Annotated in this window: 13 protein-coding genes; 5 read left to right on the top strand and 8 right to left on the bottom strand. The window is 65.7% G+C overall.

The features are described 5' to 3' along the window. Window positions 1-24 precede the first annotated feature (24 nt). The 7 genes from ABW18_RS02065 to ABW18_RS02035 form a co-directional block, all read right to left on the bottom strand. Window positions 25-435, bottom strand: a complete 411-nt coding sequence (locus ABW18_RS02065) for a metal-sulfur cluster assembly factor (protein ID WP_049697314.1) — start codon at window positions 433-435, stop codon at window positions 25-27. After that, window positions 432-902 (bottom strand): Fe-S cluster assembly sulfur transfer protein SufU, encoded by a 471-nt coding sequence (gene sufU / locus ABW18_RS02060; protein WP_049697313.1) that lies wholly within the window; start codon window positions 900-902, stop codon window positions 432-434. The genes ABW18_RS02065 and sufU overlap by 4 nt, the downstream gene beginning before the upstream one ends. Before the next feature lies 1 nt (window position 903). Next, on the bottom strand, window positions 904-2187 hold the full coding sequence (locus ABW18_RS02055; RefSeq protein ID WP_049697312.1) for a cysteine desulfurase: 1284 nt from the start codon (window positions 2185-2187) through the stop codon (window positions 904-906). Window positions 2188-2190: 3 nt separating this feature from the next. After that, the gene (gene sufC / locus ABW18_RS02050; protein WP_049697311.1) at window positions 2191-2964 is read right to left on the bottom strand and encodes a Fe-S cluster assembly ATPase SufC; all 774 of its coding nucleotides are present in this window, start codon (window positions 2962-2964) and stop codon (window positions 2191-2193) included. An 88-nt stretch (window positions 2965-3052) separates the two neighbouring features. Further along, window positions 3053-4240 (bottom strand): Fe-S cluster assembly protein SufD, encoded by a 1188-nt coding sequence (sufD, locus tag ABW18_RS02045; RefSeq protein ID WP_049697310.1) that lies wholly within the window; start codon window positions 4238-4240, stop codon window positions 3053-3055. Continuing rightward, window positions 4240-5673 (bottom strand): Fe-S cluster assembly protein SufB, encoded by a 1434-nt coding sequence (gene sufB, locus ABW18_RS02040; RefSeq protein WP_049697309.1) that lies wholly within the window; start codon window positions 5671-5673, stop codon window positions 4240-4242. The genes sufD and sufB overlap by 1 nt, the downstream gene beginning before the upstream one ends. After that, window positions 5670-6443, bottom strand: coding sequence for a helix-turn-helix transcriptional regulator (locus ABW18_RS02035; protein WP_049697308.1), 774 nt, complete (start codon window positions 6441-6443; stop codon window positions 5670-5672). Before ABW18_RS02035 ends, sufB begins: the two co-directional genes overlap by 4 nt. Before the next feature lie 129 nt (window positions 6444-6572). Between ABW18_RS02035 and mptB the strand changes: the two genes are divergently transcribed. The 4 genes from mptB to ABW18_RS02015 all read left to right on the top strand — a co-directional run bounded on the left by mptB (window position 6573) and on the right by ABW18_RS02015 (window position 11278). After that, window positions 6573-8348 (top strand): polyprenol phosphomannose-dependent alpha 1,6 mannosyltransferase MptB, encoded by a 1776-nt coding sequence (gene mptB, locus ABW18_RS02030; protein ID WP_200903194.1) that lies wholly within the window; start codon window positions 6573-6575, stop codon window positions 8346-8348. Between the two features lie 118 nt (window positions 8349-8466). Continuing rightward, the gene (locus ABW18_RS02025) at window positions 8467-9438 is read left to right on the top strand and encodes an ABC transporter ATP-binding protein (RefSeq protein ID WP_049697306.1); all 972 of its coding nucleotides are present in this window, start codon (window positions 8467-8469) and stop codon (window positions 9436-9438) included. Further along, entirely contained in the window at window positions 9435-10241 is an 807-nt protein-coding gene (locus ABW18_RS02020; RefSeq protein ID WP_049697305.1) for an ABC transporter permease, read from the top strand. Before ABW18_RS02025 ends, ABW18_RS02020 begins: the two co-directional genes overlap by 4 nt. Beyond that, the gene (locus tag ABW18_RS02015; protein WP_049697304.1) at window positions 10238-11278 is read left to right on the top strand and encodes a COX15/CtaA family protein; all 1041 of its coding nucleotides are present in this window, start codon (window positions 10238-10240) and stop codon (window positions 11276-11278) included. The genes ABW18_RS02020 and ABW18_RS02015 overlap by 4 nt, the downstream gene beginning before the upstream one ends. 21 nt (window positions 11279-11299) lie before the next feature. On the opposite strand, the gene ABW18_RS02010 is transcribed toward ABW18_RS02015, so the two are convergent. After that, window positions 11300-11677, bottom strand: a complete 378-nt coding sequence (locus ABW18_RS02010; protein WP_049697303.1) for a hypothetical protein — start codon at window positions 11675-11677, stop codon at window positions 11300-11302. A 79-nt stretch (window positions 11678-11756) separates the two neighbouring features. Between ABW18_RS02010 and ABW18_RS02005 the strand changes: the two genes are divergently transcribed. Further along, window positions 11757-12275, top strand: a complete 519-nt coding sequence (locus ABW18_RS02005) for a phosphoribosyltransferase (protein ID WP_049697517.1) — start codon at window positions 11757-11759, stop codon at window positions 12273-12275.

Here is a 12275-nt window from a genome sequence, read left to right as displayed (position 1 = left end):
TCGCGCCTCCGTGTCTCCGACGGCTCAGACGGTGAAGCCCAGCGCGCGTAGCTGCTCGCGGCCGTCGTCGGTGATCTTGTCGGGGCCCCACGGCGGCAGCCACACCCAGTTGATCTCCAACTCGGTGCACAGACCGCTGCCGATGAGCGCTGCGCGTGACTGGTCCTCGATGACGTCGGTCAGCGGACACGCCGCCGACGTCAGGGTCATGTCGATCTTGGCGACCGCGTCGTCGGTGACCTCGATGCCGTAAACGAGTCCGAGATCGACGACGTTGATTCCGAGCTCGGGGTCGACGACGTCGCGCATCGCTTCCTCGACGTCCTCGAGCTGGGGCAACGAGGTGCTCGGCGCGCTCACGGGCGCGTCAGCCGCGGGCGTCTCGACAGGGGGTGTCTCGACTGCGGCAGTATCTGCCAAAGGCTGTTCGGTCATGGAGCTTCCACCTGTTCTGATTCACGTTCTTCCACCGACTGGGCCAGGGCGTCCTTGAACGCCATCCAGCCCAGCAGTGCACATTTGACGCGTGCCGGATACTTGCTCACTCCGGCAAACGCGATGCCGTCGCCGATGATGTCTTCGTCGCCCTCGTCGGAGCCGCGCGAAGTCATCATCGCGTTGAACGACGCGACCGTGGCCAGCGCGTCGTCGACGCTGGCACCCTCGAGCTGGTCGAACAGCACCGATGTCGACGCCTGCGAGATCGAGCAGCCCTGCCCGTCGTAGGAGATGTCGGTGACAGTGTTGCCGTCGTCGGACAGCGCCACGCGCAGGGTCACCTCGTCACCACATGTCGGGTTGACGTGATGGACCTCTGCGCCGAACGGCTCGCGCAGCCCGCGGCCGTGCGGGTGCTTGTAGTGATCGAGGATCACGTCTTGATACATCTGCTCCATACGCATGTCAGACGACCCCGAAGAACTTCTGCGCCTTGACGATTGCTGCGGCGAGAGCGTCGACCTCATCGTGCGTGTTGTACACCGCGAACGACGCACGAGCCGTCGCGGCAACTCCGAAACGTCGGTGCAGCGGCCACGCGCAATGATGTCCGACGCGGATCGCGACACCCTCGTCGTCGAGGATCTGCCCGAGGTCGTGTGCGTGAATGCCGTCGACGACGAACGAGACTGCACCGCCACGGTTTTCGGTCGTGTTCGGTCCGATGATGCGCAGTCCATCGATCTCACCGAGCGAGCGCAATGCATGCTCGACGAGCGAATGCTCATGCGCGGCAACAGCATCCATCCCGATCGCCGACAGGTAGTCGACCGCTGCACCCAGTCCGACGACCTGCGAGGTCATCGGCACGCCTGCCTCGAATCGCTGAGGCGGATCGGCGTAGGTGGTTGCCTCCATCGTGACGGTCTCGATCATCGATCCACCGGTGATGAACGGCGGCAGCGCGGCCAGAAGCTCTGCTTTGCCGTAGAGCACGCCGACGCCCGACGGTCCGAGCATCTTGTGTCCGGAGAACGCCGCGAAGTCGACGTCTAGGGCACGGAAATCGACGGGCATGTGCGGAACCGACTGGCAGGCGTCGAGCACGACGAGCGCACCGACAGCACGTGCGCGGCGAACCAACTCGTCGACGTCGGCCACGGCACCGGTCACGTTGGACTGGTGCGTGAACGCGACGACCTTCACGGTGTCGTCGAGCTCGAGTGATTCGAGGTCGATGCGACCGTCGTCGGTGACGCCGTACCAGCGCAGGGTGGCGCCGGTGCGTCGGCACAGCTCTTGCCACGGAACGAGATTCGCGTGGTGTTCGAGCTCGGTGATGACGACCGTGTCGCCCTCGCCGAGTTGTCGGCCTCCGAACAGCGGTGCGCTGCGGTCGTCGCCGAGCGTGTAGGTGACCAGGTTCAGCGACTCGGTGGCGTTCTTCGTGAACACCGTCTCGGCTGCGGTGACACCCACGAAGGCGGCGATCTTCTCGCGGGCGCCCTCGTAGTCGTCGGTGGCCTCCTCGGCGAGCTGATGCGCACCACGATGCACGGCGGCGTTGTGGGTCGTCAGGAACTCACGCTCGGCGTCGAGCACCTGGACCGCACGCTGCGAGGTGGCACCGGAATCGAGGTAGACCAACGGCTTTCCGTCGCGCACGGTGCGAGACAGAATCGGGAAATCGGCACGGATGGCGTCGACGTCGAGCGTCGAAGCCTGTTCGGCCACGGTCTCCGTCGACATGGCTCAGCCCGCCGCAGCAGCCGTCGTGAAGCGGACGTAACCGTTCTCTTCGAGCTCGTCGGCCAGTTCGGGGCCACCGGATTCGACGACGCGACCGTTGACGAACACGTGCACGAAGTCCGGCTTGATGTAGCGCAGGATTCGCGTGTAGTGCGTGATCAGCAGAATGCCGCCGTTCTCCTCCGCCTTGTACGTGTTCACGCCCTCGCTGACAACGCGCAGGGCGTCGACGTCGAGGCCGGAGTCGGTCTCGTCGAGAATCGCGAACTTCGGCTTGAGCAGGTCGAGCTGCAGGATTTCGTGGCGCTTCTTCTCGCCACCGGAGAAGCCCTCGTTGACCGAGCGCTCGGCGAACGACGGATCGATGTCGAGCGCGGTCATCGCTTCCTTGGTCTCCTTGACCCAGTGGCGCAGCTTGGGAGCCTCGCCACGGACGGCGGTCGCCGCGGTGCGCAGGAAGTTCGACATCGAGACGCCGGGAACCTCGACGGGGTACTGCATCGCGAGGAACAGGCCCGCGCGGGCGCGCTCGTCGACACTCATCTCCAGCACATCCTCACCGTCGAGGGTGATGGACCCGCTGGTGACCGTGTACTTCGGGTGGCCGGCGATGGCGTAGGAGAGCGTCGACTTGCCGGAGCCGTTGGGGCCCATCAATGCGTGGGTCTCCCCCGACTTCACGGTGAGGTCGACGCCTTTGAGGATGTGGATCGGCTCGGCGTCGGTGTCGGACTGCGCGACGTCGACGTGCAGGTCACGGATTTCGAGTGTGCTCATGTGGCTTTCTTTCTGGGGCTGGGTGATCTCGACAAGCTCGATCAGCGGGTTCAGTCTCGATCAGCGGGTTCGGTCTCGATCAGCGCGATCAGGCGCCGGAGATCTCGAGTTCGTGTTCGATTGCGGCGGAGAGACGTTCGCGCAGTTCGGGCACCGTGATCTTGGCGATGACCTCGCCGAAGAATCCACGGATGACGAGGCGTCGGGCCTGGTCTTCCGGAATGCCGCGGGCCTGCAGGTAGAACAGCTGCTCGTCGTCGAATCGGCCGGTGGCGCTGGCGTGGCCCGCACCGACGATCTCGCCAGTCTCGATCTCGAGGTTCGGCACCGAGTCGGCACGCGCGTTGTCGGTGAGCAGCAGGTTGCGGTTGAGCTCGAAGGTGTCGGTGCCCTCGGCTTCCGGACGGATCAGCACGTCGCCGATCCAGACCGTATGCGCCTCACGACTGCGGTCGCCGGACGGATCTCCTTGCAGCGCACCCTTGTACACCACGTTGGAGCGGCAGTTCGGCTGGTTGTGGTCGATGAGGAGTCGCTGTTCGAGATGCTGTCCGGCATCGGCGAAGTACAGACCCCAGAGTTCGACGTCGCCGCCCGGCGCCGCGTAGCGGACCAGCGGTGAGAGGCGGACGAGGTCGCCGCCGAGGCTGATCGCGAAGTGACGCAGCACGGAATCGCGACCCACCTTGATGTGGTGCGTTGCGACGTGCACGGCGTCGTCGGCCCAGTCGTGGACATTGACGACCGTCAGCGCGGCTTGGTCGTCGACGATGAATTCGACGTTCTCCGCGTAGGTTCCGCTGCCCTTCTGATCGAGAACGACGACGGCGCGCGCGAATGCCTCGAGGCGGATCTGCACGTGACCGAACGCCGTCTTGTCGACGCCGGGACCCTCGAGCGTGACCACGATCGGGTCGGCGACCTCGACCTCGCGGGCGACGGTGACGACCGTGGCCTCGTCGAAGCACGAATATGCCTGCGCCGCAATGCGATCGAACGGGACTCCGCCCTGTCCGAGTCGCTTGTCGTCGCGCCCGACGGTCTCGACGGTGACGCCGTCACCGGCGCCGGTGACCGAGACAGTTGCCTGTCCGTCGGCCGTCGCGCTGCCGTCGTGCAGGCCGCGCAAGCGTCGGAACGGGGTGAATCGCCACGCCTCTTCACGCGAGCTGGGAACCTCGAACGCCTCGACGTCGAATGAGGTGAACAGTTCGCCCTTGTTGACGGGCGCGACTGTGCTGCCCGGAACCGAGACCGGGATTGTCGGATCAGCCATCAGCCGACGGCTCCTTCCATCTGAAGTTCGATGAGGCGGTTGAGTTCGAGTGCGTACTCCATCGGGAGTTCCTTCGCGATGGGCTCGACGAATCCACGCACGACCATGGCCATCGCCTCGTCCTCGGTCAGTCCGCGACTCATCAGGTAGAAGAGCTGATCGTCGCTGACCTTGGAGACGGTGGCCTCGTGGCCCATCGTGACGTCGTCCTCGCGGATGTCGACGTACGGGTAGGTGTCGCTACGGCTGATGGTGTCGACGAGCAGTGCGTCGCACTTCACCGTCGAACGGCTGCCGTGCGCACCGTTGTTGACCTTGATCAAGCCGCGATAGGAGGCTCGTCCACCGCCACGCGCGACCGACTTGGAGACGATGTTGCTCGAGGTGTGCGGCGCGAGGTGGACCATCTTGGAACCCGTGTCCTGATGCTGACCCTCGCCGGCGAATGCGACGGAGAGCACCTCGCCCTTGGCATACTCGCCCGTCAGCCAGACGGCCGGGTACTTCATCGTGACCTTCGAGCCGATGTTGCCGTCGATCCACTCCATCGTGGCGCCCGCCTCAGCCTTGGCACGCTTGGTGACCAGGTTGTAGACGTTGTTCGACCAGTTCTGGATGGTGGTGTAGCGGCAGCGTCCGCCCTTCTTCACGATGATCTCGACCACGGCCGAGTGCAGCGAGTCGGTCTTGTAGATCGGCGCGGTACAACCCTCGACGTAGTGCACGTAGGCACCCTCGTCGACGATGATCAGCGTCCGCTCGAACTGGCCCATGTTCTCGGTGTTGATCCGGAAGTAGGCCTGCAGCGGGATGTCGACGTGCACGCCCGGGGGCACGTAGATGAACGATCCGCCCGACCACACCGCGGTGTTCAGCGCGGAGAACTTGTTGTCGCCCGCCGGGATGACCGATCCGAAGTACTCGCGGAAGAGCTCGGGATGCTCCTTGAGACCGGTGTCGGTGTCGAGGAAGATCACGCCCTGCTGCTCGAGGTCCTCACGGATCTGGTGGTAGACCACCTCGGACTCGTACTGAGCGGCGACACCAGCGACGAGGCGCTGCTTCTCGGCCTCGGGGATGCCGAGCCTGTCGTAGGTGTTCTTGATGTCCTCGGGCAGGTCTTCCCAGGAAGCGGCCTGCTTCTCGGTCGAGCGCACGAAGTACTTGATGTTGTCGAAGTCGATGCCGTCGAGCTCGGCGCCCCAGTGCGGCATGGGCTTGCGGTCGAAGATGCGCAGCGCCTTGAGGCGGTTCTCGAGCATCCACTCCGGTTCGCTCTTCTTCGACGAGATGTCGGCGACCACGGCGTCGGAGAGTCCACGCTGCGCGCTCGCTCCTGCGACGTCGGAATCGGCCCACCCGTATCCGTACGTGCCGAGTGAGGCGATGGTCTCCTCTTGGGTCAATGGAGCCTGTCCATCTGTAACTGTCATCGCTGGGCCTTTCGACTCGTCTGCTTCGGGTCGGCGACGGCGTCATTGCCGGGCTGGTTGTCGCCGATCATCAGGGGGACATGCGTTGTACACGCGCAATCGCCGTTGGCGATCGTCGCGAGACGTTGTACGTGCGTACCGAGAAGCTCGGTGAACGCCGCGGTTTCTGCCTCACAGAGCTCGGGGAACTCCGCCGCGACATGTGCCACGGGGCAGTGATGCTGGCAAATCTGGACGCCGGAGCCGACCAACCTGGTGTTGGCGGCGTAACCCGCGCTGGTGAGGGCGTCGGCGATCTCTTCGACGGTGTCGGCGACAGAACCGGACTCCGCGACGGGACGTACCCCGTCGACGATGCCCTCGATGCGGTCGCGCGCGAACTCACCGATCGCTTCCTCGCCGGCGATGTCGCGGAGTTTGCGCATCGCAGCTCCGGCGAGATCGTCGTATGCGTGTTGAAGCTTTCCGCGGCCTGTCGCCGTCAGTTGGAACCACTTCGCAGGCCTGCCCCGACCGCGCTCGCCGCCCCGGCCGAAACCGGGCGAGGCGTGTTCGGCATCACCGGCATCGACGAGCGCGTCGAGATGACGACGCACGCCTGCTGGACTGATACCCAACCGCTCGGCGATCTCTCCCGCGGTCAGCGGCCCGTCTTCGACGAGCAGCGACACCACGGCAGCACGCGTCTGCCCGTCGGCATGCATGGCTCCTGGATCGGCGACCACACCGGGACGGGCGCTGTCGGCAGACAGCACTGCATCACTCCGCATGGTTTTCACAACGCCAGTGTGACGTAATTGCTTCCCGGCTTCCAGCAAGGGTGACCTAAGGGGTTGGCCCGCACGATGCTCAGGTGCGGCGTCGGAGGACCGCGAGGCGGCAACCATTACAGTCGTCTCGTGCCTGAAACCAGTGTCCTGCGTCGTGCCGCGACGTACCTCGGGCTGAAGTCTGCCCGACCAGCCGACACGGATTCCGATACGCCCGGCGGCTACGGCCGGTCGGTGGCGACACTGCACGAGACCGAGCAGGAAGTCGGCCCACTCAACGCGGAAGAGAATCGACGCCTCTTCCGGATCAAGATTTTCGGAGCCACCGGTTCGGTGCTGCTGCTGATCGGTTCGCTGGGTACCGGCCAGATCCCCGTGCTGCAGAATCCAGTCGCCGGGATGCGCCTCCTGTCGCTGCCGTCCCGAATGTGGAGCACGGCGCTGACGATGTCGATCGGCGGAACGCTGATGCTCGTCGTCGCGTGGCTGATGATCGGACGCTTCGCGGTCGGCAGGTTCAGCGTGGAGGTGCTCGAAGGTCGAAGCCCGCAGCGGCGCATGACCCGCCGCCAGGCCGACAGCACGCTGCTGCTCTGGATCGCCCCGATCCTCGTCGCTCCCCCGCTGCTCAGCAAGGACATCTACTCGTACCTGGCACAGAGCGCCATCGCCGAACGCGGCATGGATCCGTACTCGGTGAGCCCCGTCCGCGGACTCGGCGTCGACGACGTCCTGACGCGATCGGTGCCCAATCTCTGGCGAGACACCCCCGCGCCCTATGGCCCGTTCTTCATCTGGATCGGTGAGGGCATCACCAAGATCACCGGCGACAACATCACCGCGGCGATCTTCCTGCATCGACTCGTTGCGCTGCTCGGGGTGGGCTTGATCGTCTGGGCGCTACCCCGCCTCGCACGGCGCTGCGGGGTGTCGGGAGTTGCCGCGCTCTGGCTCGGCGCGATGAATCCGCTCGTGATCCTGCACCTCGTCGGAGGCATCCACAACGAGGCACTCATGCTCGGCCTGATGCTCGTCGGATTGGAGCTGTGTTTCGCGGGGATCTACAGCAGCGGGAGGCTGCGGGGATCCGGATTCTGGCCGACCCAAGCCGGGTGGATGCTCATCGCCGGCACGGCGGTGATCGCGGCGTCGTCCATGGTGAAGGTCACATCGATGCTCGCCCTCGGATTCGTCGGTATCGCCCTCGCGAGACGGTGGGGCGCCACTCTGCCCGCGCTTCGTCATGCTCCGGTGAGTACCTGGTGGTCGCGCTCGCGCGATTCCGTGCGCGCACTCGCGGCGTCGGCAGGCTTTCTCTTCGTGATTCTCGCCATAGTCGTCGTGGGCATTTGTCTTGGCACAGGGCTCGGTTTCGGCTGGACCACGACGCTGTCGACGGGCGAGATCGTCAGATCCTGGATGTCGATGCCGACGTTGATGTCGGTGAGCACGGGCAGGGTCGGCGTGTGGCTCGGCCTCGGCGATCAGACGCAGGCCATCCTCGACGTCGCACGACCGATCGGCCAGCTCATCGCCGCGATCTTCGTCGTCCGGTGGATGCTTGCGACGCTCGCCGGACGGCTACACCCGCTCGGCGGTCTCGGCATCGCGATGGCGACCGTCGTCTTGTTCTTCCCGTTTGTGCAGGCCTGGTACCTGCTGTGGGCCGTCATCCCTCTCGCCGCGTGGGCGACCGGCCCGTGGTTCCGCGTACTGAGCATCGCGGCGTCGGCGATCATCGCGATCGTCGTCATGCCGACCAGCTCCAACACGAGCGGCGTTGTGCTCGCGCAAGGACTGCTCGCCGGTGTGATCATGGTCGCGGTCCTGACCGCGCTGTTCTTCGAAGATCTGCCGTTCACCCGGCACAGACGCCGACGGTCGTCGTCGAACGCCGACACGTGACGACGTCGAGCACGGGGGTGTCCCAGGGAACACCGTTTTCTCTCCAGCACCCCTCAACGCATAGTCTTGGCGTGTGCGCAGCACGGCTTCACCTTCACCATCTCCGGCAGACGATCCGATGACCGATCGTCGCCCTCGCGGATCCGTATCGACGGACGCGACGACAGAACCCGACGCCGCACTCCGCGTACGCGGACTGGTGAAGCGATACGACGACCGTGCCGCCGTCGACGGCCTCGACCTCGATCTGGAGACCGGAACCGTCCTGGCACTCCTCGGTCCCAACGGCGCGGGCAAGACCACGACGGTGGAGATCTGTGAGGGATTCCTCCACGCCGACGAGGGCAGTGTGTCGGTACTCGGCCTCGATCCCTGGCGTGACAACGATCGACTCCGCACGCGGATCGGGGTCATGCTGCAGGGCGGCGGCGCATATCCCGGCGCTCGCGCCGAGGAGATGCTGCGCCTGTGCGCCGCCTACTCGGCCGACCCCATCGATCCCGACTGGCTGCTGGGCGCCCTCGGTCTCGAATCGGCCGCGCGTACCCCGTTCCGACGTCTCTCCGGCGGTCAGCAGCAGCGGCTTTCGCTCGCGTGCGCCATCGTCGGCCGACCGGAACTGGTCTTCCTCGACGAACCCACCGCGGGACTCGACGCCCAGGCACGCCTGGTGGTCTGGGAGATCATCGACCGCCTGCGCGGCGACGGCGTCTCGGTGTTGCTCACCACACACCTCATGGACGAAGCAGAAGAACTCGCCGACCAGGTCGTGATCATCGACCACGGGAAGGTCGTCGCGAACGGCACCCCGGCGGAGTTGACCAGCCGCGGAGCCGAGAACGAACTGCGGTTCACCGCCCCGCGCGGACTCGACCTCACGATGCTCGAACTCGCTTTGCCCGAGGACTATCGGTGCACCGAACCGCTGCCCGGCAATTACCTGGTCAGCGGCGACGTGACACCACAGGTGTTGGCGACGGTGACCGCGTGGTGCGCCAAGATCAACGTTCTCGCCACCGACCTGCGCGTCGAGACCCGCAGCCTCGAAGACGTCTTCCTCGACCTCACCGGACGGGAGTTGCGTCGATGACCGCCGCACGCACACGGTCGACGTCGCAGTTCCCGCCGGGAACCTTCGCGCCGAACCCGCAGCCCGCGTCGCTTCCCGCCATGCTCGCCGCACAGACGCGGCTCGAGTTGACCCTGCTGCTCCGCAACGGTGAGCAACTCCTGCTGACCATGTTCATCCCGATCACACTGTTGATCGGCTTGTGCCTGCTACCCCTCGACACCGACCTCGGCACGACCAATGCCGAGCGCGCAGCGACGTTCGTGCCCGCCATCCTGACCGTCGCGGTCATGTCGACCGCATTCACCGGACAGGCCATCGCCGTCGGGTTCGACCGACGGTACGGCGCACTGAAAAGACTTGGGGCGACGCCGATTCCGCGGTGGGGCATCATCGCGGGCAAAGCGATGGCCGTCGTCATCGTCGTCATCGCACAGGCAATCCTGCTCGGAGCGATCGGCTTTGCATTCGGATGGCGTCCCGAACCCGTCGGCCTACTGATCGGCGCCTTCGTCATCGCGCTGGGCACGGCTGCGTTCTCGGCCCTCGGGTTGCTGCTCGGCGGAACACTCAAGGCAGAGGTCGTCCTGGCGCTGGCGAATCTCCTGTGGTTCGCGATGCTGGGCATCGGCAGCCTCGTCGTGATGTCGTCGCGCGTACCCGACTCCGTGTGGTGGGTGGCGCGCGTCGTGCCGTCCGGCGCGTTGACCGAAGCGCTACAACAAGCTGCCGACGGACGTGTCGACGTCTTCGGCGTAGTGGTTTTGCTGGCCTGGGCCGTCGTCGGCTCGGCGCTGGCAGTGAGGTGGTTCCGATTCCAATGACGACGTCAGAAACCCGTACCGAGCGCTCCCCCGAGTCCAACGATGCCGAATCGCTGGACACCACGACTCGGCGTCGTGGCCTGTTGGGCCGCGTCCCCGGATTCGCAGATCCGACGGCGCGTTTCGTCTACGGCTGGGCAATCGCACAGCTGGTGGTCAACGTCGGCATCGTCGTCACCGGGGGCGCGGTGCGTCTCACCGGTTCCGGCCTCGGCTGCCCGACGTGGCCCCAGTGCACCGACGGTTCCTTCGTTCCGCATCAGGCGCTCGGGATGCACGGAGCCATCGAGTTCGGAAACCGGATGCTCACCTGGGTCCTGGTCGTCGTGGCCATCGGCACATGGCTCGCCGTGTTCCGCCGACGCGGCTCGACGCCCGGCGACCGCTGGCTGGCGACACTCATCGCGCTCGGCATCCCGTTCCAAGCTGTCATCGGCGGCATCTCCGTGCTCACCGACCTGAATCCGTGGGTCGTCTCGCTGCACTTTGTCTTGTCGATGGCGTTGGTATCGGCGGCAACCGTCTTGGTGTTCCGTACCTCTCCGTACGAGCGGGAGAAGTCGACCAACGTCGTGGCAGCTCGCCTCGGCAGCGCCCTCTCATGGCTGATCTACGTGCTCACCTGGGCGACCATCTACGTCGGGACCATCGTCACCGGATCGGGGCCGCATGCCGGTGATGCCGATGCGCCGCGCAATGGACTCGATCCGAGCGCGATGACGCAACTGCACGCCGACTTCGTGTTCGTGCTCGTGGGTCTTGCACTGGCAGGCGCCGTCACCGCACGGGTGCTCCGCATGCCCCAGACCCGCGCCGCGCTCATCTACGTCGGGCTGCTGGCACTCCAGGGCGTGATCGGTGGCATTCAGTACGCCAAGGACCTACCGATGGTGTTGGTCATCGCGCACATGCTCGGAAGCGCGCTGTTGATGATCGGCGCCACCTGGCTGGTGCTGTGGTTCGGCAGCGACCAGCGGGCGGGTCGCGATCAGCAGGATTCCACCCGACGCGAAGTCAGCGACGCACCCGTCAACTGACCGGGCACGCCTGCTGGACTGTCAGATGATCGCGCTGTTGCGCGCCTTGGGGAAGTGCTCGGAATGGGCGACCCAGCCGGCCATCTTGCGATAGTGCTCGGGCGACACGGTTGCCTTCGACGTCAGCTCCCGATCCCACTCCCCGATCTCGAGGCCCGGTACGGCGTCGACGACGGCATGTGCGGTCGCGATGTCGTCGACGACCCGGTCGCCGAGGTATCCGTCGGACTCGCCGACGAGCGTGATGCGTACCCCGGCGGTGCCGATGGGCTGCAGGACCGCCTTGGCAGCGCCGCCCTCGCCCGCGACGAACTTCTTGATCGAGGCGACGACCTCGGCGGGCGCCTTGACCGGCGGTGTCGAGCTCTCGGCCTTTTCGGTGGTCTGCACATCGCTCATGGTCTGTAGAGCATACCGACCGACGGCCGGTGGCCCATCCGAGGTGTGCGGCAGCCGCAGACTTGGCAGAGTTGTGTTCATGAACTCGCCCGCGCAGGAGCGCGAAATCCTCACCTGGGAACTCAACGGCGTCGCCTGCCGCGAGCTGGCCCAGATGGTCGCAGACGACGGGTACGTCCCCGACATCATCATCGGGATAGCTCGCGGCGGCCTCATCCCCGCCGGAGCAATGGCATACGCGCTCGACTGCAAGCTGATGCTGTCGCTCAACGTCGAGTTCTACACCGGCATCGGTGAGACGCTGTCCGAGCCCGTGATGCTCCCCTCACTACTCGAGAGCAGCGGCCTGCACGATCAGCGGGTGCTTGTCGTCGACGACGTCGCAGACTCCGGGAAGACCCTCAAACTGGTCGACGACTTCTGCGAACAGCAGGGGCGCGTCGCCGAGGTCCGCAATGCGGTGATCTTCCAGAAGCCGCACACCATCACGACTCCCGACTACTGCTGGCGCACCACGGACAAGTGGATCAACTTCCCGTGGTCGGTGGATCCGCCGGTCGTCGGCACGAGGAACTCCAGCAGCGAGTCGGACCTCTAG

Source organism: Gordonia jacobaea (genome assembly GCF_001186365.1).
In the GTDB taxonomy this organism is placed as follows: Bacteria; Actinomycetota; Actinomycetes; order Mycobacteriales; family Mycobacteriaceae; genus Gordonia; species Gordonia jacobaea.
This window is presented reverse-complemented; position numbering and strand designations above follow the sequence as displayed.

Bases quoted from the DNA above. Each gene is read 5' to 3' on its own strand.
- ABW18_RS02020 (WP_049697305.1), top strand. From the start codon at position 9,435: ATGACCGCCGCACGCACACGGTCGACGTCGCAGTTCCCGCCGGGAACC.
- sufD (WP_049697310.1), bottom strand. From the start codon at position 4,240: ATGGCTGATCCGACAATCCCGGTCTCGGTTCCGGGCAGCACAGTCGCG.
- ABW18_RS02015 (WP_049697304.1), top strand. From the start codon at position 10,238: ATGACGACGTCAGAAACCCGTACCGAGCGCTCCCCCGAGTCCAACGAT.
- ABW18_RS02005 (WP_049697517.1), top strand. From the start codon at position 11,757: ATGAACTCGCCCGCGCAGGAGCGCGAAATCCTCACCTGGGAACTCAAC.
- sufB (WP_049697309.1), bottom strand. From the start codon at position 5,673: ATGACAGTTACAGATGGACAGGCTCCATTGACCCAAGAGGAGACCATC.
- sufU (WP_049697313.1), bottom strand. From the start codon at position 902: ATGCGTATGGAGCAGATGTATCAAGACGTGATCCTCGATCACTACAAG.
- ABW18_RS02010 (WP_049697303.1), bottom strand. From the start codon at position 11,677: ATGAGCGATGTGCAGACCACCGAAAAGGCCGAGAGCTCGACACCGCCG.
- ABW18_RS02055 (WP_049697312.1), bottom strand. From the start codon at position 2,187: ATGTCGACGGAGACCGTGGCCGAACAGGCTTCGACGCTCGACGTCGAC.
- ABW18_RS02025 (WP_049697306.1), top strand. From the start codon at position 8,467: ATGACCGATCGTCGCCCTCGCGGATCCGTATCGACGGACGCGACGACA.
- ABW18_RS02065 (WP_049697314.1), bottom strand. From the start codon at position 435: ATGACCGAACAGCCTTTGGCAGATACTGCCGCAGTCGAGACACCCCCT.
- ABW18_RS02035 (WP_049697308.1), bottom strand. From the start codon at position 6,443: ATGCGGAGTGATGCAGTGCTGTCTGCCGACAGCGCCCGTCCCGGTGTG.
- sufC (WP_049697311.1), bottom strand. From the start codon at position 2,964: ATGAGCACACTCGAAATCCGTGACCTGCACGTCGACGTCGCGCAGTCC.